This window comes from Diaphorobacter sp. HDW4A (assembly GCF_011305995.1).
Taxonomy (GTDB): Bacteria; Pseudomonadota; Gammaproteobacteria; order Burkholderiales; family Burkholderiaceae_C; genus Diaphorobacter_A.
Map to the genome: position 1 here is coordinate 1,576,179 of NZ_CP049910.1, position 18,647 is coordinate 1,594,825.

At 64.1% G+C, this 18,647-nt stretch carries 17 protein-coding genes; 9 read left to right on the forward strand and 8 right to left on the reverse strand.

What is annotated here, in order from left to right:
• The first annotated feature begins 21 nt into the window (after positions 1-21).
• From G7047_RS07055 to G7047_RS07070, 4 genes are all read left to right on the forward strand, one after another.
• Positions 22-1,401 carry an MFS transporter gene (locus G7047_RS07055; RefSeq protein ID WP_166302744.1) on the forward strand — a complete coding sequence of 460 codons (1,380 nt, stop codon included), beginning with the start codon at positions 22-24 and terminating at the stop codon, positions 1,399-1,401.
• 82 nt (positions 1,402-1,483) lie between these two features.
• Positions 1,484-2,044: an Ig-like domain-containing protein gene (locus G7047_RS07060; RefSeq protein ID WP_166302747.1), complete on the forward strand. Its 561-nt coding sequence runs from the start codon at positions 1,484-1,486 to the stop codon at positions 2,042-2,044.
• Positions 2,045-2,255: 211 nt separating this feature from the next.
• Complete coding sequence (locus tag G7047_RS07065; RefSeq protein ID WP_240939394.1) at positions 2,256-3,095, forward strand: polysaccharide deacetylase family protein; 840 nt, start codon at positions 2,256-2,258, stop codon at positions 3,093-3,095.
• 86 nt (positions 3,096-3,181) lie between these two features.
• The gene (locus G7047_RS07070) at positions 3,182-3,823 is read left to right on the forward strand and encodes a DUF2625 domain-containing protein (protein WP_166302753.1); all 642 of its coding nucleotides are present in this window, start codon (positions 3,182-3,184) and stop codon (positions 3,821-3,823) included.
• An 88-nt stretch (positions 3,824-3,911) separates the two neighbouring features.
• On the opposite strand, the gene G7047_RS07075 is transcribed toward G7047_RS07070, so the two are convergent.
• Positions 3,912-4,412, reverse strand: a complete 501-nt coding sequence (locus G7047_RS07075) for a DUF2938 family protein (RefSeq protein ID WP_166302758.1) — start codon at positions 4,410-4,412, stop codon at positions 3,912-3,914.
• Positions 4,413-4,504: 92 nt separating this feature from the next.
• On the opposite strand from G7047_RS07075, the gene G7047_RS07080 reads away from it, so the two are divergent.
• Positions 4,505-4,930 (forward strand): helix-turn-helix domain-containing protein, encoded by a 426-nt coding sequence (locus G7047_RS07080; RefSeq protein ID WP_166302761.1) that lies wholly within the window; start codon positions 4,505-4,507, stop codon positions 4,928-4,930.
• 117 nt (positions 4,931-5,047) lie between these two features.
• Here G7047_RS07080 and G7047_RS07085 read toward each other — a convergent pair whose 3' ends face one another.
• From G7047_RS07085 to G7047_RS07105, 5 genes are all read right to left on the reverse strand, one after another.
• On the reverse strand, positions 5,048-5,983 hold the full coding sequence (locus tag G7047_RS07085) for a 3-keto-5-aminohexanoate cleavage protein (protein ID WP_166302763.1): 936 nt from the start codon (positions 5,981-5,983) through the stop codon (positions 5,048-5,050).
• Positions 5,984-6,018: 35 nt separating this feature from the next.
• On the reverse strand, positions 6,019-6,777 hold the full coding sequence (locus G7047_RS07090) for an SDR family NAD(P)-dependent oxidoreductase (protein ID WP_166302766.1): 759 nt from the start codon (positions 6,775-6,777) through the stop codon (positions 6,019-6,021).
• 35 nt (positions 6,778-6,812) lie between these two features.
• Complete coding sequence (locus G7047_RS07095; RefSeq protein ID WP_166302769.1) at positions 6,813-7,226, reverse strand: carboxymuconolactone decarboxylase family protein; 414 nt, start codon at positions 7,224-7,226, stop codon at positions 6,813-6,815.
• Complete coding sequence (locus G7047_RS07100; protein WP_166302772.1) at positions 7,223-8,209, reverse strand: tripartite tricarboxylate transporter substrate binding protein; 987 nt, start codon at positions 8,207-8,209, stop codon at positions 7,223-7,225. Before G7047_RS07100 ends, G7047_RS07095 begins: the two co-directional genes overlap by 4 nt.
• Positions 8,210-8,324: 115 nt before the next feature.
• Positions 8,325-9,383: a 3-keto-5-aminohexanoate cleavage protein gene (locus G7047_RS07105; RefSeq protein ID WP_166302775.1), complete on the reverse strand. Its 1,059-nt coding sequence runs from the start codon at positions 9,381-9,383 to the stop codon at positions 8,325-8,327.
• Positions 9,384-9,544: 161 nt separating this feature from the next.
• Between G7047_RS07105 and G7047_RS07110 the strand changes: the two genes are divergently transcribed.
• On the forward strand, positions 9,545-10,525 hold the full coding sequence (locus tag G7047_RS07110) for an AraC family transcriptional regulator (RefSeq protein WP_166302778.1): 981 nt from the start codon (positions 9,545-9,547) through the stop codon (positions 10,523-10,525).
• Here G7047_RS07110 and G7047_RS07115 read toward each other — a convergent pair whose 3' ends face one another.
• Positions 10,526-11,251, reverse strand: coding sequence for a response regulator (locus G7047_RS07115; RefSeq protein ID WP_240939395.1), 726 nt, complete (start codon positions 11,249-11,251; stop codon positions 10,526-10,528).
• 2 nt (positions 11,252-11,253) lie between these two features.
• Positions 11,254-12,657 (reverse strand): sensor histidine kinase efflux regulator BaeS, encoded by a 1,404-nt coding sequence (baeS, locus tag G7047_RS07120; RefSeq protein ID WP_166302781.1) that lies wholly within the window; start codon positions 12,655-12,657, stop codon positions 11,254-11,256.
• Positions 12,658-12,815: 158 nt separating this feature from the next.
• Between baeS and G7047_RS07125 the strand changes: the two genes are divergently transcribed.
• Genes G7047_RS07125 through G7047_RS07135 form a run of 3 tightly spaced genes read left to right on the forward strand, consistent with a single transcriptional unit; the run spans position 12,816 to position 18,637 of the window.
• Positions 12,816-14,057, forward strand: a complete 1,242-nt coding sequence (locus G7047_RS07125; RefSeq protein ID WP_166302784.1) for an efflux RND transporter periplasmic adaptor subunit — start codon at positions 12,816-12,818, stop codon at positions 14,055-14,057.
• A 15-nt stretch (positions 14,058-14,072) separates the two neighbouring features.
• Positions 14,073-17,225 carry an efflux RND transporter permease subunit gene (locus G7047_RS07130; RefSeq protein WP_166302787.1) on the forward strand — a complete coding sequence of 1,051 codons (3,153 nt, stop codon included), beginning with the start codon at positions 14,073-14,075 and terminating at the stop codon, positions 17,223-17,225.
• The gene (locus tag G7047_RS07135) at positions 17,222-18,637 is read left to right on the forward strand and encodes an efflux transporter outer membrane subunit (protein WP_240939396.1); all 1,416 of its coding nucleotides are present in this window, start codon (positions 17,222-17,224) and stop codon (positions 18,635-18,637) included. Before G7047_RS07130 ends, G7047_RS07135 begins: the two co-directional genes overlap by 4 nt.
• Positions 18,638-18,647: the final 10 nt, after the last annotated feature.

Below are 18,647 nucleotides of genomic sequence, written 5' to 3' on the forward strand. Positions count from 1 at the left end.
CCCCACGGGACGGAGACCTTCATGATTACCACCCACGCACAGGACGATTCCGCCGCCGGGCTCGCAGACAGCGTCAGCCGCCCACGGGCCTGGTTCGCCTTCGCGATGATCTTTTTGCTGATGATGTCTGACTACATCGACCGCCAGATCATCGTCTCGCTGTTTCCGCATCTCAAGGAAGAGTGGGGCCTGTCCGACAAGCAGCTCGGCGGATTGGTCTCGGTGATCTCGGTGGTGGTGGCGATCGGCAGCATTCCTGTCGCCATGCTGGCCGACCGCTTTGGTCGCGTCAAAAGCATCTTCGTGATGGCTTCCATCTGGAGCGTCGCCACCATCAGCTGCATGTTCGCGCGCAATTACGCTCAACTGTTCGCCGCGCGCGCCGTCGTCGGCGTCGGTGAGACCGGCTACGGCTCAGTCGGCTCGGCGCTCATCAGCGCCTTGTTTCCCAAGCGTTTGCATGCCACGCTGCTTGGCGCGTTCTTCGCCGCCAGCTCGGTGGGTGCGGTGCTTGGCGTGGTGCTCGGCGGCGTGATCGCCGAGCACTGGGGCTGGCGCGCGGCGTTCGGCGCGGTGGGGTTTCCGGGGCTCATCATGGCGCTGGCGTTCCTGCTTGTGCCCGATTACAAGAACGTCATCGTCAAGATGACTCCCAGCGTCAAAAGCGGCGGCGGCAAGGAAAAGATCGCGCGCCTGCTGCGCACCCTGAGCCGTGGCCCGACCATGTGGATACTCTGCGTCGCCGGTTCGTTCCAGATGATCGTCGTCTCCGCCATGTGGTCGTGGATGCCCAGCTTCTTCAACCGCTACCACGGCATGCCCGCCGTCACCGCCGCCAAGTACGCGGCCGTGCTGGTGCTGATCGGCGCGTTTGGCGCGCTGTTCTGGGGCGCCGTGGCCGACCGCGTGAGCCGCCGCCGTGGCTCGCGCAAGCTGGCGCTGCTCAGCATCACCACGTTCGTCACCGCAACACTGTTCATCGCCGCCTTCACGCTGCCGCTCATGCAGATGGCTCAGTTCGTGCTGATCCTCGCGGGTGGCTCGATGATGACCTGCACCGTCGGCGTCTCGGTCAGCGCGATTCTCGACGTCACCCACCCTGGCCTGCGCTCCACCGGCGCGGCAGTCCACGCCTTCGCCATCAACCTGTTCGGCCTCGCGGTAGGCCCGTTCCTCGGTGGCGTGATCTCCGACCATTGGAGCCTGCAGACCGCACTCACAGTGATCCCCGCAGCCGGCTTCTTCGCCTCGTTCTTCTACTGGAAGGCATCACGCCACTACGAGGCGGATGCGGTGATGGCGGCGCAGTTGCTGGAGCAGGCGGATGCCGCGCCGACCGGTGCGCAGGAGGGGGCAAAGGAGGCCGGGGTGGTGAACGGATTCAGCAAGGCTCACGCCTGAATCGGAAGGCGCTTTGTGCAGGTCTGGAATCAGGTTGCCCCCATTGCCGGTATCGCATACCGGCAAGCGAATCGTCGCAGACTTGAACGGCGCAGGCGCGTGCAAGCTGACGCCAGGCAGCGCCGGAACAGCGCTGCCGTTGACGGTTTCCTATTCCGGGGATCCCGCTTTCCAGACCACTCAAGACGTTCAGACTGCCAACGCGCTGAAAGTCGGGTCCGTGGTCTCCATGACTGCCACGCCGAACCCACCCATTGCGGGGAAACCACTCACCTTCGCGGTCACCGTGACGCAGATGCAAGCGCGAGCACTGAAAGCCAAAACCAAGGCAGCACCACTGCCCGCAGGAGTTGTTGAGTTCACCGATAGCGGCACGTCCATCGGCAGTGCGCCACTGATCAACGGGGCCGCAACGCTGACCCTCGCAGCTCCGGCCACACCGGGCGCTCACAGTTTCGTTGTTACTTATGTGGGTGACGATTTCAACGCGCAGGCGCAAAGCGCTCCGTTGACCTTGGCGGTTGCGGCGGCTCCAGCCATATCGCTTTCTCCGGTGCCGCTGTTCGACACGCTGTGGGAAAAGCTGCTGTCGATGGCCCTCGTGGGCTTTGCGGCGCGGGGGATGCGGATCCGCAAGGCTTGATACGTTACAACGGCTTTTCCCGCAGGAGCCCTGCAAAACGCTGCGAGGGGGCATAGACCCTGATGAGGTACGCTTGTGAGCGCAGATCCCATGCAACAGGCCGCAGGCTTGCTGCGCGCTCACCTCATCAGCCTCTATGTCGCCCCTGTTTCGCACGCTCTCATCCTTGCTGTCACTCGTTCTTTTCTCGTCGGCATGTTGGGCTCAAACTTTGAGTCTGACTTTTGACGATGGCCTCAACCCCGATACGCAATCGCAGGCGCAGGAGTGGAATCAGCGCATCATCGCCGGTCTCAAAGATGCGGATGTCACGGCGATGGTGTTTCCGTCGCTGGCGCGCATGGGCAGTGAACGGGGGATGGGCCTCATCATGGATTGGGCCAAGGCAGGTCACGCGGTCGGCAACCATACGGCGACGCATCGCAGCCTTGCATCCGCTGATTTGACGTTGGATGAATTCATCGCAGACGTCAGAATTGCCGATGCGGCGCTGAATCATTTTCCCACCTGGATTCCCATGCTTCGCTTTCCTTACCTCAAAGAGGGCAACACGCCCGAAAAGCGCGATGGCATGCGGGTCTGGATGAAGGCCAATGGCTACCGGCCTGCGCCGGTCTCGATGGATGCGAGCGACTGGTACTACAACCAGATCTACTCAGCGCATTCCAAAGCCGGTTCGCACGAAAAAGCCGCCCGGGTCAGGGCTGCATACGTTGAACATCTGCTTGACCGTGCGTCGTACTACGATGGCTTGGCAAAGCAGGTTCTGGGCCGAAGCCCGTCGCATGTGATGCTGCTGCACACCAATGAAATCAACGCGGCGACGCTGCCGGAACTGGTTGCCGCTTTCCGAAAGCGTGGCTGGACCTTCGTTTCGCCCGCAACGGCTTTCAACGACCCGGTCTACGCGTCTCAACCCAGCACATTGCCTGCGGGCGAAAGCATCATCTGGGCCCGCGCCAAAGCCAGCGGCATAGCGGGCTTGCGCTACCCCGCCGAGGATTCGGTCTATGAAGAGCCTAAGCTGCGTGCAGTGGGGCTGCTGCCGTGAGGTGAGATTCGGCTTCCCGTACTGTGCGCGAATGCCTATGCAAAAATGCGTGAATCACCATTCGTAGCTCTCTAGCCGCCAAGCCCATGCGACCACTTGTAGAACTCATCGATCAACAAGACCCCGCTTTGCCGCTCATCCAAACCTGGGCGCAGGAGGCTGATCTGAATGTGGAACTGCTTGCGCCTTCCAGCGAACGTGACACCGTGCTGCTCGATCTCCAGGTGACGACCCGCTCGCCGCTGGGTGCGATTGCGCATGACACGGGAGGTATTCTGATCGATGGTGGATGGCTTCGCATGCTGGGCTCCGGGCATGCGAGGCTTGGCCGCGATCTGAGCGGCTGGAATCGTGATCGGGCCAATGGGTTTCTGCTGGTTGCCGATGATGTCGTGGGTGGGTTCTTTGCGATCAATGGTGGAGGATTGGGCGACGACCGGGGCGCGATCCACTATTTCGCACCCGATACCTTGGCCTGGGAATCGCTGGAGGTTGGGCACACTGCCTTTGTGCAATGGGCGTTCAGCGAGCGTTTGCGGGAGTTTTATGGTGACTCGTATTGGACGGGTTGGGAGTCCGATGTAGCGGCCCTGGGTGGGGATGCCTGTTTTGGCTTCTATCCCTTTCTCTTTACTAGGGAGGGCTCGACCCAGGCCAGCTCGCGCAGGCCACTATCGGTTGGTGAGCAGTATGCGTTCAGCGTGTCCGGCGAGAAAAGCCCGACATAGCACGCATTGGATGAGTGCTTGTCGGTTGGACTTCTAACCATGATAGTCCCACATCGCCGCCTCAAAGCCAGGTGATGGGTGCCAAAGTTCAAACCCTGCCTGAACCAGCCATGCTCACCATTGAACACACCCACAGCACCATCCACATTCCCGCTCCGAACACCACATGCGTGAGCAAGCCGACCGCTCTGATCATCCATGGCCGTGCGGTGCGTGATGACGCGATGCCTGCGCCGAGTGCGGGCTGCAGGACCAGCCACGGGACAAGCACGGTGATGGCTCCGAAGAGCAGGGCGGATGTCCCGCTCGGGGGCCATCTGGTGAGGGTGAGCCAGAGGGTGGCGAAGGCGATTCCGGTGAGGTAATGCAGGGCCCAGCCTATGGGCTTTTCAAATCTTGTCGGCGGAGACTTCTGAATGCTGGCGTGGAACCAGGTGCCGTTCAGCCAATGCTTGCACCAGCGCCCGAGCATCGCGTAGTCCAGCGTCGCGATGCCGATACGGCGCAGGGTCCAGGACCACAGGTCCATCAATGCGGTCGCGCCAATGCCGACAACGAAGGCCTCTCCCCACCATTTCCAATCACTCATGAATGCTCCGTTTAACCTTGTCCGACTACAGTTCGGGTTGACTGTAGAGGCTCAAGTCGACTTGAGCGCAAGCGAACAATTGGGGGCACTGCATGAACATTTCCGAAGTATCCAGACGCTCGGGGCTCGCGGCCTCGACCTTGCGGTTTTATGACGAGAAAGGGCTGATCCAATCGATCGGTCGCCACGCGCAGCAGCGGGTCTTTGGCGAGGAGGTTCTGGACCGGCTGGCGCTGATCGCGTTGGGGCGGGCGGCGGGATTTTCGTTGCAGGAGATCGGCACGATGCTGCAAGCGGACGGCGCAAGGCCGCGCGTGGATCGCGGCATGCTGCGCGCGAAGGCGGATGAGCTGGATCGAAACATCCGCCAGTTGAAGGCCGTGCGCGACGGCTTGCGCCATGCTGCCGAATGCCCGGAGAGCAGCCATCTCGACTGCCCAGTGTTCCGGCGGTTGATGCAGGCGGCAAGTGTGGGCGAGTTCGCTGCGCTGCCTGCGATGGTGGCGAGGAGAGATTGAAGTGGTGTCGTCTCTTGCCGGTGAATGGACGGTTGATCGTTTGGGGCAATGCATCAAAAGAAGAGGTCACCGGGACGGTTTTTTCCGGCGGCCTTCGTCATCCGTGCAACTGCGAGTTCAGAACCCCACGGCGTTCTTTCCCTTGAGCTGCAGCATCTCGCGCGTTTCATCGGGAGTGGCGACCTGGAGATTCAGCGAGTGCAGGATATCCACGACGCGCCGCACCTGCTGGGCGTTGCTGGTGGCGAGTTGGCCGGGGCCGTCCCAGAGCGAGTCTTCGAGGCCCACGCGGACGTTGCCGCCCATGGTGGCGGACAGGGCGGCCAGCGGCATCTGGCTGCGGCCCGCGCCGAGCACGGACCAGTAGTAGTCGCTGCCGAACAGGCGCTCGGCCGTGCGACGCATGTGCTGCACGTCCTCGGGATGGGTGCCGATGCCGCCGAGCAGGCCGAAGACGGACTGGATGAAGAACGGCGGCTTCAATATACCCCGCTCGATGAAGTGCGCGGCGGTATAGAGGTGGCTGGTGTCGTAGCACTCGATTTCGAAACGCGTGCCGTTGTCGGCGCAGGATTCGAGGATGTAGCGGATCTCTTTGAAGGTGTTGCGGAACACGCGGTCTTCCGAGCCTTCGAGATAGGGGCGCTCCCAGTCGTGCTTGAACTCCTTCTGGCGCGCGAGCATGGGGTAGAGGCCGAAGTTCATCGAGCCCATGTTGAGCGAGGCGATCTCGGGCTTGAGCTCGAGCGCGGGCTGCAGGCGCTCTTCCACCAGCATGTTGGGCGCGCCGCCGGTGGTGAGGTTGATGATGACGTCCGAGCGCGCGGCAATCTGCGGCAGGAACTGGCGGAAAAGCGCCGGGTCTTGCGAGGGCTGGCCGGTCTCGGGATTGCGCGCGTGCAGGTGGACGATGGAGGCACCGGCCTCGGCGGCGGCGACGGCTTCGTCCTCGATCTGCTTGGGCGTGATCGGCAGGTGGGGTGACATGGAGGGCGTGTGAATGCCTCCGGTGATCGCGCAGGTGACGATCACTTTCTTCTGGGCTGCGGCCATGGGTTTCCTTGGGATGATGTGAACGGCGGAGCGGCTTACATGGCGGTCTTGCCGCCGTTGACCTGCAGGATCTGGCCGGTGATGTAGCTCGCGTGCTTCGATGCGAGATAGAGGATCGCGTCGGCCACTTCGTCGGGCGTGCCGATGCGGTTCATCGGGATGGTGCTCGCGACCATGGGGAGGTTCTGCGCGCCGCCCGCGATGCGGTCGAGCATCTCGGTGGCGATGGGGCCGGGTGCGACGGCGTTGACACGCACGTTGTGCTGGCAGGCTTCGAGCGCGACGGATTTGGTGAAGCCTTCAATGGCGTGCTTGCTTGCCACGTACATGGGCGCGAGCGCGTTGCCACGGCTGCCCATGGTGGACGAGAGGTTGACGATGGCACCGGACTTCTGGGCGCTCATCACGCGCATCTGGTGCTTGAGGCACAGAAAGGTGCCGAGCGCGTTGGCGTTGAAGGCGGCGGTGTAGTTCTCGACCGTCTGCTCCATGATGGAGCCGCGCGCGCCTTCGAGGCCCGCGCTGTTGACGGCCACGTCGAGACGGCTAAAGCGCTGCACGCACTGGTCAACGAGATGCGCGACCTGCGCTTCGTTGGCGACGTCGGCGCGCACAAAGAGGGCATGTGCGCCAAGGCCTTGCAGCTCGGCTTGCAGCGTGGCACCTGCGGCTTCGTTGCGGCCGCTCACGACGAGTGTTGCGCCCCCACGCGCAAACGCGACGGCAGCCGCGCGGCCGATGCCGGCGGTGGCTCCGGTGACGAGCACGACTTGATTCTCAAATGCTGTGTTCATGACGAGGTGTTTTCTCTGAGTGCTGCAATTCGGGTTCAACGGGAAGGCTGGTCTGTGTTCGTGCTGGCGTTCGCTTCAAAGCGCGCGACTTCTTCAAGCAGCATTGGTGCGCCCATGCTGTTGGCATGCAGGCCGAGCACGCTCACGCCCTGCAGCACGGCGGCGATTTCTTCCTTGGTCGCGCCAAGTTCGAGCGCGCGGCGGATGTGGCGGCGCGTGCCAGGGCCATACATGTGGGTGCAGGAGGCATCGACCGCGATGGAGATGAACTCCCAGACCTTGGGCTCGATGAGGCCCTTGGTCATGGGGTGCATGGCCATGTCGAGGAATTTTTCGGTCCACACGGGGTCGAGCTCGGTGAAGCTGTTCCACTCGGGATTCCAGTAGCCGCTCTCGCGCAGGCGGTCACTGATGGGGGTGTCGGGCGTGTTGGTGGTTGGAGTTGTCATGGCTGGTAGTTCATGGCGCGCAAGGCCTGGCCGGTGCGCTCGTTTTCACGCTTGAGGAAGTCGGCGAGCTCATTCATTGATTGCTTTGGCTTGCCCGCATCCATGCCGAGCGCGGCGAGCTGGCTCTTGACCGATGCGGAGGCCACGGCCTTGAGCAGTTCCTGCTGCAGGCGGTTGCGCACATCGGCGGGAATGTCGGGCGTGGACCAGACCGTTGTGCCCATGATCTGGCTGAGATTCGGATAGCCGGCTTCGGCCAGCGTCGGTACATCGGGCATGAAGGGCGAGCGTTCGGGTGAGGTGACAGCGAGCGCGCGCACCTTGCCGGTCTTGAACAGCGGCAGGGCCGTGCCCATGCCGTCGAACATGAACTGGATCTGTCCGCCCATCACGTCGGTGAGCGCGGGCGGCGAGCCCTTGTAGCCCACATGCTCCATGTCGAGACCTGCGGCTTTGTTGAACTGCATGCCCTTGATGTGCGAGAGTGTGCCGGGGCTGTATGAGGCATACGAAATCTTGCCGGGCCGCGCCTTCACGTAGGTCACCATGTCGGCAACGTTCTTCACGGGCAGCTTCGGATCGGCCACCAGCACCAGTGGCACGCTCGCGACCTCGGCCACGGGCGCGAGGTCCTTGAACGGATCGAAGCGGAATTTGTAGCTGTGCGGGCCCTCGGTCACCAGCGAATTGGGCGAGAGCACGAAGGTGTAGCCGTCGCGTGAACCGAGCATGGTCTCGACCGCGATGATGCCGCCCGCGCCCGGCTTGTTCTCGACGATGACGGTCTGCTTGAGATCCTGGCGCAGGCTCTCGGCGATGGTGCGCGCGATCATGTCGGATGCGCCACCTGCGGGCGCGGGCACGATGAGGCGGATCGGCTTGCTGGGCCAGGCGCTGTCGGCCAGCGCGTGAGTCACGGGCAGAGTGGCGAGAAGCGCGGCAAGACAGGCGCGGCGCGTGATGGAGGGAGCTGTGGAAGTCATTTGTCTCTTTCTCAATGCGCGGCGCAGAGCCCACCATCGAGCCCTGCGCGCGCTTTTCTCTTTTCTTTTTCTTGTTCGTCTTATGGTTTCAAGTGGCTTTCAGCCACGAAGAAATTCAGGCCACCTTGCGCAGAAAGCCTTGTTGGCCGCCATTGCGGTTCGGTGCAAAGCCGTTCTTCTCCAGCGACTCTTCGGTGGTGTCGTAGAACACGCCGATCTGGCACATCTCGCGCGCCTGGGCGGGCGTGGCGATGGGGCGGCTGCATTCCTTGGCGATGCGCACCAGTTGCTCGATCTGGGCGACGGTGCCCATCTTCTCGGTGCGGGTCTGGTTCCAGAGGTTGTCTTCGGTGCCGCAGCGCACGTGCAGGCCCATGGCGATGCCCATCATGTTGATCGGCAGGACGTTGAGCACCGAGGCCTCGACGGTGAGGATGGCGCCGTCCGGCACGGCGCGCACGAAGTTGGCCAGGCTGTAGATGCTGGGCGCGTCCATGCCGCCGCCAATCGCCACCCAGTTCATGACCAGCGGGCCCTTGTAGATGCCGCGACGCATCAGGCGCTCGACCGATTCGAAGCTGTTGATGTTGTAGCACTGGAAGGCGCTCTGGATGCCGGCTTCGGTCAGGCGGCGGATGTGTTCCTCGGCCCAGCCCGGCTGCGCGGGCACGGTCATTTCCTTGTAGGCATTGAAGACGGCGGGGTCTTCCATCGACGTGCCCTTGATGTCGCGCGCGTCGAATTGCTCAAGGATGTTCATCTGCGAGGTGTTGACGGTCACGGTGACCTGGTCGGGCTTGGGGTCGAGCTCGGCCAGCATGTGGCGCGTGTCGTCGGACAGCCACTTGGCGGCGGCGCCGTCGGTCTCGGGCGCGAAGCTGATCGAGCCGCCGACCTGGATGATCATCTCGGGCACGCGGGCACGCACGCCAGCGATCAGCTCGTTGAATTTGGACAGGCGCTTGCTGCCGCGGCCATCGAGCTCACGCACATGCAGGTGCAGCACTTGCGCGCCGGCGTTGTAGCAGTCGACTGCCTTCTGGATCTGCTCTTCCATGGTGACCGCGATCTCACCGGGGAAGTCATCGGGCATCCACGAAGGCGCGTAGGGCGCGGCGGTAATGATCAGCGGTTGCTGGTTTTCGGGGAACAGGTGGCCGTCGAGGAAGTTCATGGTGTGCCTTTCAAAAGCTTGGGTGGCTTGGTAGTTGGAATCCGCCAGAGGAAGGTGTTGAAGCGGTCTCCGATGACACTGAATTTAGGGATATAGTTGCTCTGGTGTTTGACGTTTCGGGACACTGATTTGTCCTTATGGGACACCAAGGGAAAACCTCTATGACCGCCCTGATGCGCAGCGCCAGCCTCACCCATTACGCCGATCTGGCCACCAGCGTGGGTCTCGTGCCGCTCGATATGCTGGCGGCCGTGGGCTTGCCGCGCTCGTGTTTTGACAACACCGAGCTGCGCATTCCGGCAGCCTCGGTGATGCGGTTGATGGAGCTGTCGGCCGAGGTGTCGGGCGAGGAGGCGTTCGGGTTGCGCCTGTCGGTCACGCGGCGGCTGTCGTCGTTCGGCGTGGTGGGCATGCTGGCGCGCGACGAGCCCACGCTGCGCCATGCGCTCGACACGCTCACGCGTTATCTCTATCTGCACAACGAAAGCCTGACCACTCAGATCCACGAAGCGGGAGGCGTGGCGGTGATCGAGCAACTGCTGCTGCCGTCGGTGGGCGCGGGGCGGCAGTCGGTGGAGCTGGCGATGGGCGCGCTCTACCACACGCTGTGCCTCGCGCTCGGCAAGGATTGGCAGCCGCGCAGCGTGAGCTTCATGCATCCGCAGCCGGCCAATCTGTCATGGCATCGCAGCATCCTCGGCAGCAACCTGCTGTTCTCACAGGATTACAACGGCATAGCGCTGCTGTCGAGCGACATGGACGCGCCGCTGCACTTTGCCGATCCCGCCATGCGCCAGCAGGTGCGCCAGTTGGTGCATGACGATCTCGCGGGCCACAGCTTCACTTTTCGCGACGAGGTCGAGCAGTTGATCACCGCGCTGCTGCCCACGGGCCGCTGCAGCGCAGACCAGATCGCCATGCATCTGGGCGTGGACCGGCGCACGGTGCACAGGCGGCTGCTCGTGCACGGTACAACGTTCACCGAACTGCTCGACGAAATCCGCGCCGAGCAGGCGCAGCGGCTGATGGACTACGGCGACCGCAAGCTCTCGGACATCGCCCCGCTGCTGGGTTTCAGCAGCCTGAGCGCGTTCTCGCGGTGGAAGCGTGGGATGGGCGCGAAGAACAAAGCGCAGGGGTGATCAACCGCCGTCGTCCAGTACCTCAAGCCGGTAGCCGACGCCGTAGACCGAGCGGATCGGCTCGTCCTCGCTGCCCGCGTCGAGCAGCTTGCGGCGCAGGTTTTTGATGTGGCTGTCGATGGTGCGGTCCACGACCACGCGGTGATCGGGGTAGAGCCGGTTCATGAGCTGGTCGCGCGACCACACGCGCAGCGGCGACGCCGCGAGCGAGCTGAGCAGGCGGAACTCGACTGGCGTGAGATCGAGAGCACGGCCGCGAAATCGCGCACCGAAGTTGGCCTCGTCGATCTCAAGCACCCGCGCCATCTGCGCGGGCGAGTGGCGGTAACGCCGCAGCACGGCGGTGACGCGGGCCACCACCTCGCGCGGGCTGAACGGCTTGCAGACATAGTCGTCCGCGCCGACTTGCAGGCCGAGCAGGCGATCCACCTCGTCGACCCGCGCGGTCACCATGATGACGGGCACCTCGCTGCGCGCGCGCAGGTCGCGGCACAGGTCCACGCCGCTGCGGTGGGGCAGCATCAGGTCGAGCAGGACGAGGTCGTGGTGGCGCTGCGCGTAGGCGTCGAGCACTTGCGCGCCGTCGGCGATCCATTCGGTGCGAAAGCCTGCGGCCTTGAGGTAGTCGCCGAGCACCGAGGCAAGGCGCGGTTCATCCTCGACGATGAGAATGAGGGCACCGCCGGTGGGCGTGTTCTGGTCGTCGCTCGTCATGTGGATGCTCATATTCACGCGCCTGTTGGTGGTGCCTGCAGCGGAATGCGGATGACGATGCGCAGGCCGCCGAGCGCGGAGGCCTCGGCGTGGATGCTGCCGCCGTGCGACTCGACGATGTTCCGGCAGATCGCAAGGCCCAGGCCGCTGCCGCCGCTCGCACGGTTGCGTGAGGCCTCGACGCGGTAGAAGCGGTCGAACAGGCGCTCGCGCTGCTCGGGTTCGACGCCGGGTGCGGAGTCTTCGATGCTGACGTGGGCCTCGCCGCCGGACTCGTGGATCTGCACCTGGATGCGGCCGCCCGCATCGGTGTAGCGAATGGCGTTCTCGAGCAGGTTGGACATGAGCTGCTGCAAGCGGCTCTCGTCGCCGTGAATGTAGATCGGCGCGTCTTCGGTGCCGATCAGCTGCAGCGCAAGCCCGCTGTCGGCCGCGCGCGCCTGCAGGTTGACGGCGGTGGACTGCACGATGCGGCGCAGGTCGATGTTCTCGAACTCGTAGCTGAACTGGCCGGTCTGCGTGACGGCGAGATCGTAGAAATCATCGACCAGCTTGTGGAGCTGCTGCACCTCGTTTTGCAGCGGCGCGAGCGTGGCGAGGTTCATCGGGCGGATGCCGTCCTGAATGGCCTCGAGTTCGGCCTTGAGCACGGCCAGTGGCGTGCGCAGCTCGTGCGAGATGTCGGCCATGAAGGCGCGGCGGTTCTGCTCGATGTTCTCGAGCTTGCTGGCGAGCTGGGAGATGTCGCTTGCAAGCCGGTCGACCTCGTCGCGGTTCATCGACGCGATGCGCTGCGAGTAGTCGCCCTGCGCGAGCTTGTGCACGAACTGCGTGAGCGCCTTGAGCCGCTTGAGCAAGGTGCTGGTGAGCAGCAGCGAAATCAGCGCGGCCACCAGCACCGAGGCCGCACCGTTGACCCACCGGGCGCGTACCTGCGCGTCGTAGAAGCGCACATCGCCCGCGCTGATGGCCTTCTGGAATGGAACCATCGCAAGCCAACCTACCTGCGTACCGTTGCTCAGCACGGGCAGGCGCGTGGAGTCGTTCTCCATGCTGGCATTGGTGTTGCCCGCGATCAGATTGCCCTGCATGTCGAACAGCGCCAGGCGCGGCACCGCGCCGGTCTGGTCGGATACCGGCGGCACGCCACGCACCGGTGGCTCCGAGCCGTCCTGCGGGCGCATCATGTGGAACCATTCGCGGGTGTTGGTGCGCAGGAACTCCCAGTCGCCATGCTCTGCATAGGCCGCGCCGACCTGCGGCGCGATGCCGCGCATGCGCTCTACGCCTTGCTCGTTGAGATAACCCAGAAAATCGCGGGTGAAGAAGTGGCGCGCGAACACGCCGTTGATGGCGAGCACCACGGCGCAGGCGGCAAGAATCGCGAGAAAGAGTTTGACCGAGAGTCTCAGTCGCATGGGCTGGCCCGAAAAGTGTGGAGACCGGGCGATTGGGCACCAGAGCGGTGCGCGGCGTCAACTGGGCGGCAGGACATGCGCAGACAGTGCAGGGAATTCCATACTTCCTGCACATTTGGAATCGAACATGGGTGCTTTCCAATCTCAGCACCCGTCAGATGGCCTCGTTTGCATGCTCTTTTTCCGGCAGGCGGCATTTCAGCCGCCTTTCTTTTTTGTCGCTTGCGCTGATCGCCGCAGGGCTAGTGGCGGGCTGCGGAAAGCAGCCACAGGCGGCACAAGGACCGGGAGGCCCGGGCGGAGCGCAGATGGCGATGGTCAGCGTGCAACCGGTGGTCGCCCAGCAGTTGGTGATGGAGCAGTCGCTCGTGGGGCGTACGGCGGCGCACATGGTTTCGGAGGTGCGGCCACAGGTCGGAGGCATCATCTTGAAGCGCCTGTTCACGGAAGGCCAGAGCGTGAAGGCGGGGCAGGTGCTCTACCAGATCGATCCGCGCACTTATGAGGCCAGCCTTGACAGCGCCAAGGGCCAGCTCGCGCAGGCCGAGGCGGCGGTGCTTGCGGCCAAGCCCAAGGCCGAGCGGTATCAGAATCTCGTGAAGATCGACGCCATCAGCAAGCAAGATGGCGACGACGCCATCGCCACGCTGCGCCAGAACGAGGCGGTCGTCGTATCGGTCAAAGCGGCGGTGCGCGCGGCCCAGATCAACCTGGAATTCACCAAAGTGACCGCGCCGATCAGTGGCCGCATCGGCACCTCGACGTTCACGCCGGGCGCGCTGGTCACGGCCAATCAGACCAATGCGCTGAGCACCATCCAGCAGCTCGATCCCCTCTATGTGGACGTGACGCAGACCAGCGCCCAGTTGCTCGCGCTGCGCAAGCAGATCGCCAGCGGCGCGCTCAAGGAGGTGAACGGCCGCGTGCCGGTGAAGATCGTGCTCGAGGACGGCAGCAGCTACGCGCATCAGGGCACGCTGGAGTTCATCGGCACCTCGGTCGATACCGGCACAGGCAACGTCTCGCTGCGCGCGATGGTGCCCAATCCGGAGGGCCTGCTGTTGCCCGGCACCTATGTGAAAGCGGTGATGCCGTCTGCGGTGAACGACCGCGCGATCCTGCTCGCGCAGAGCGTGGTTTCGCGTAACACCAAGGGCGAGCCGGTGGTCAAGCTGGTGGGCGAGTCGGGCAAGGTCGAGGAGCGCCTGATCCAGACCGGCGACGCGATCAACGATCAATGGGTGGTCACCAGCGGTTTGAAGGAGGGCGAGAGGGTCATCGTCGGCGGTGCGAGCACGGCGCGTGCGGGGCAGGACGCGAAGGTCGTGGAGCCAGCGGCAGCAAAGGCTTCCGCAGCGCAGGCCCCTGCGAGCGCGGCCAGTGCGGCCAGCGCGCGTTGAGAGGAAGCACCACCGATGTCACGCTTCTTCATCGACCGGCCCATCTTCGCGTGGGTCATCGCCATCGTCATCACGCTTGCAGGCCTGCTGTCGATTTCCACGCTCCCCGTGGAGCAGTATCCGAACATCGCGCCGCCCTCGGTGACGATCCGCGCCACCTACACCGGAGCATCCGCCGAGACCACTGAGAACTCGGTCACCCAGGTGATCGAGCAGAACATGACGGGCCTCGACAACCTGCTCTACATGAGTTCGAGCAGCACGTCGGCGGGCAGCGCGCAGGTCACGCTGACCTTCGCCTCGGGCACCAATCCCGACATCGCGCAGGTGCAGGTGCAGAACAAACTGCAGCAGGCGCAGTCCAAGCTGCCAGACAGCGTGCAGGCCACGGGCGTCACCGTCACCAAGTCCTCGGGCAACATTTTCATGGTGCTGGCTTTCCATTCGGAAGACGGCAGCATGGATGGCACCGACATATCCGACTACATGTCCTCGTCGCTGAAGGACCCGATCAGCCGCGTGAACGGTGTGGGCAACGTGCAGGTCATGGGTTCGGAATACGCGATGCGCATCTGGCTCGATCCCGAGAAGATGCGCACCTACTCGCTGATGCCGTCCGATGTTTCCGCCGCGCTCAGCGCGCAGAACGCCGACGTGTCTTCGGGCTCGCTCGGCGAGGTGCCAGCGGTGCAGGGCCAGTTGCTCAATGCGACCGTGAAGTCGCGCAACCGCCTGCAGTCGGTAGATCAGTTCAAAAGTATCGTGCTCAAGTCTGACAGCCGCGGCGCCGTAGTGCGCCTGTCCGACGTGGCGCGCGTGGAGCTGGGCAGCCAGTCGTACTCGTCGGTCGGCAAGTTCAACGGCAAGCCCGCCGCCGCGCTCGGCATCGAGCTGGGTTCGGGCGCGAACGCGATGAACGTGTCCGACGCGGTCGAGGCCAAGCTCAAGGAGCTGGCTCCGTATTTCCCAAGCGGCCTTTCCTACAAGATCGCGCACAGCACCACGCCGTTCGTGAAGATCTCGATCCACGAGGTGGTGCAGACGCTGTTTGAGGCCATTGTGCTGGTGGTCGCGATCATGTACCTGTTCCTGCAGAACTGGCGCGTCACGCTGATTCCGGCGATTGCGGTGCCGGTCGTGCTGATGGGTACGTTCGGCGTGCTGTCGGTGTTCGGCTATTCGATCAACACGCTGTCGATGTTCGCGATGGTGCTGGCCATCGGCCTGCTGGTGGACGACGCCATCGTGGTGGTTGAGAACGTCGAGCGGGTGATGAGCGAGGAGGGCCTGTCGCCGTATGAGGCCACGCGCAAGTCGATGGGCCAGATCACTGGCGCGCTGGTCGGCATCGCGCTGGTGCTCACGGCGGTGTTCCTGCCGATGGCTTTCTTCGGCGGCTCGACCGGCGCGATCTACCGCCAGTTCTCGGTGACGATCGCGTCGGCCATGCTGCTGTCGGTACTGGTCGCGATGACGCTCACCCCGGCGCTCTGCGCCACCATGCTCAAGCCCATTGAAAAGGGCGGCCATGTCACGCCGCGCGGGCCGCTAGGGCGTTTCTTCGCGTGGTTCAACGAGCGCTTTGACAGCATGTCGCGCGGCTATGCGGGTGGGGTGAAGCGGATTGCGAAGAACCGCACGATCAGCCTTATCGTATTCGCCGCGATTCTCGGCGCGATGGCGCTGCTGTTCATGCGCCTGCCAACCTCGTTCCTGCCTGAAGAAGATCAGGGCGCGCTGTTCGTGCAGATCAAGCTGCCTGCGGGCTCGACCCAGCAGCAGACGCTCAAGGTGATGGACGCCGTGTCCGAATATGTGCGCGAGCAGCCCGAGGTGGATTCGGTGATGGCGGTGGCGGGTTTCAGCTTTTCGGGCAGCGGCCAGAACGCGGGCATGGGCTTCATTCGCCTGAAAGACTGGAGCCTGCGCAAGGCCGATGCCAACGCCATCGGGCGGCGCATCACCATGGCGATGATGCAGCGCTACAGCGATGCGCAGATCTTTGCGATTGCGCCCTCGGGCATTCCGGGGCTGGGGCAGAGCGCGGGCTTTACCCTGCAGCTGCTTGACCAGAACGGCGCGGGCCACGAGGCGCTGGTCGCCGCGCGCCAGCAGTTGCTCGCGCTTGCTGCCAAAAGCACCAAGGTGCAGGCGGTGCGCTATGGCAGTCTGGAAGATGCGGCCACGTTCAACATCAACGTGGACGACGCCAAGGCCGGCGCGCTCGGCGTCTCGCAGGGCGACATCAACAGCACGCTTGCGACGGCGCTCGGTAGTACCTATGTGAACGACTTCGTCAACCGGGGCCGCATCAAGAAGGTGTATGTGCAGGGCGATGCCGATGCGCGCATGCTGCCGGGCGACCTGAGCCGCTGGTCGGTGCGCAACGCGAGCGGCAACATGGTTCCGTTCTCGTCGTTCTCGACCACGGGCTGGGGCAACGCGGCCGCAGCGCTCGCGCGCTTCAACGGCACGGCGTCGATGGAAATCAGCGGCCAGGCCGCGCCGGGCGTGAGTTCGGGCGAGGCCATGGCCGAGATGGCGCGGCTGGTCAAGGATCTGCCGGGCGGCTTTGGCTACGCCTGGTCGGGCCTGTCGTTCCAGGAGCAGCAATCGGGCTCGCAGGCGCCGCTGCTCTATGCCGTGTCGCTGCTGTTCGTGTTCCTGTGTCTCGCGGCGCTGTATGAGAGTTGGTCGATTCCGTTCTCGGTGATGCTGGCTGTGCCCATCGGCATCGTGGGTGCGCTGCTGTTCACCACGCTGAGGGGCTTGAGCAATGACGTCTACTTTCAGGTGGGCCTGCTCGCGACCATCGGCCTTGCGGCCAAGAACGGTATTCTGATCGTCGAGTTCGCCAAGGAGTTGCAGGATGAGCAGGGCATGTCGCTGATCGACGCCACGCTGCACGCCGCGCAGCAGCGCCTGCGCCCGATTCTGATGACCTCGTTCGCCTTCATGCTCGGCGTGCTGCCGCTGGTGATCAGCAAGGGTGCGGGCTCGGGTGGTCGCCACTCGCTGGGCACGGGCGTGCTCGGCGGCACGCTGGCGTCGACGCTGCTGGGCATCTTTTTCGTGCCGTTGTTCTATGTGATCGTGCGCAGCGTGTTCAAGTCCAAGCCGCGCCCATCGCAACAATCGTCCGAACAGAATCTGGTGGTGCAGCCATGAACCCAATGAACAAGAAAAAGAAGATCAGCGTGCGCGCCGTGGTCTGCGCGATGGCGGTGATGCTCGGCGGCTGCGCCAGCATGGCGCCCGACTATGCGCAGCCGGAGCTGTCGGTGGCCCCGGCCATCGGCGCGGCAAGCATGGCGGCGCAGGAGTTGCCCGCGCTGCAGTGGGAACAGGTGTTCGTCGACGCGCGGCTCAAGCAGGTGATCGATCAGGCCATGGCCCATAACCGTGATCTGCGCGTGAGTCTGTTGAACGTGGAGAAGGCGCAGGCGCAGTACCGGATCCAGTCGGCCGACCTGTTTCCGAGCATCGCGGCCACGGCCAGTCAGACGGCGGCGCGCAGCGCGGTGACGGACACAAGCGGCGGCATGCGTGGCCAGATCAGCCGTTCGGCAGGCCTGAGCGTGGGCTTCACGAGCTGGGAGCTTGACCTGTTCGGCCGCGTGCGCAGCCTGAAGAATGAGGCGCTCGAGAGCTATCTCTCGCTTGAGGAAACGGGCCGCGGCACGCGCATCAGTCTGATCGCCGAAGTGGCGAGCGGCTGGCTGACGGTGGGCGCATACCAGCAGCGCCTCGCGCTCGCGCAGGAGACGCTGGCGAGCCAGCGCAAGACGCTGGAGCTCACGCGCAACAAGCATGAATTCGGTGTGGCCTCGGCTGTCGATGTGAGCCAGGTCGAGACCAGCGTGGAGAGCGCGCGCGTTGATGTGGCGAGCTACACCACGGCGCTCGAGCAGGCGAGCCATGCGCTCGATCTGGTGGTCGGATCGCATGTGGGGGCAGATCTGCTGCCGACGATATCGAGCGATGGTAGCGGCGGCGTGGCGCTTGCGGCGCTGCCGGATTCCATCGCGTCCACCACCTTGCTCAAGCGCCCGGACGTGCTGGCAGCAGAACATGCGCTCAAGGCCGCGAATGCCGACATTGGCGCGGCGCGTGCGGCGTTCTTCCCCAAGGTGTCGCTGTCTGCGGCGGCGGGGCGCGGCAGCGATGCGCTGTCCAATGTGTTCGACGTGGGCACACGCACCTGGTCGTTCATTCCGAGCGTTTCGCTGCCGATCTTCAATGCCGGTGCGCTCAAGGCGTCGCTCGATGTGGCCGAGATCCAGAAGAACATTCAGATCGCGCAGTACGAAAAGAGCATCCAGAGCGCATTCAGCGAGGTGGCAGACGCGATGAGCGTGCGCGCCCACATCGGCGAACAGCTCAACGCCCAGCGCGCGCTGGTCAAGGCGTCGCAGACCAACTACGAGCTCTCGGACGCGCGCTACCGCAACGGGGTGAACAGCTATCTGCAGGCGCTCGACGCCCAGCGCTCGCTTTACGGCGCGCGCCAGTCACTGATCACCCTGCAGCTCAGCGACGCGGTGAGCCGGGTGAATCTCTACAAGGTGCTGGGCGGGTAGCGTTCAGACA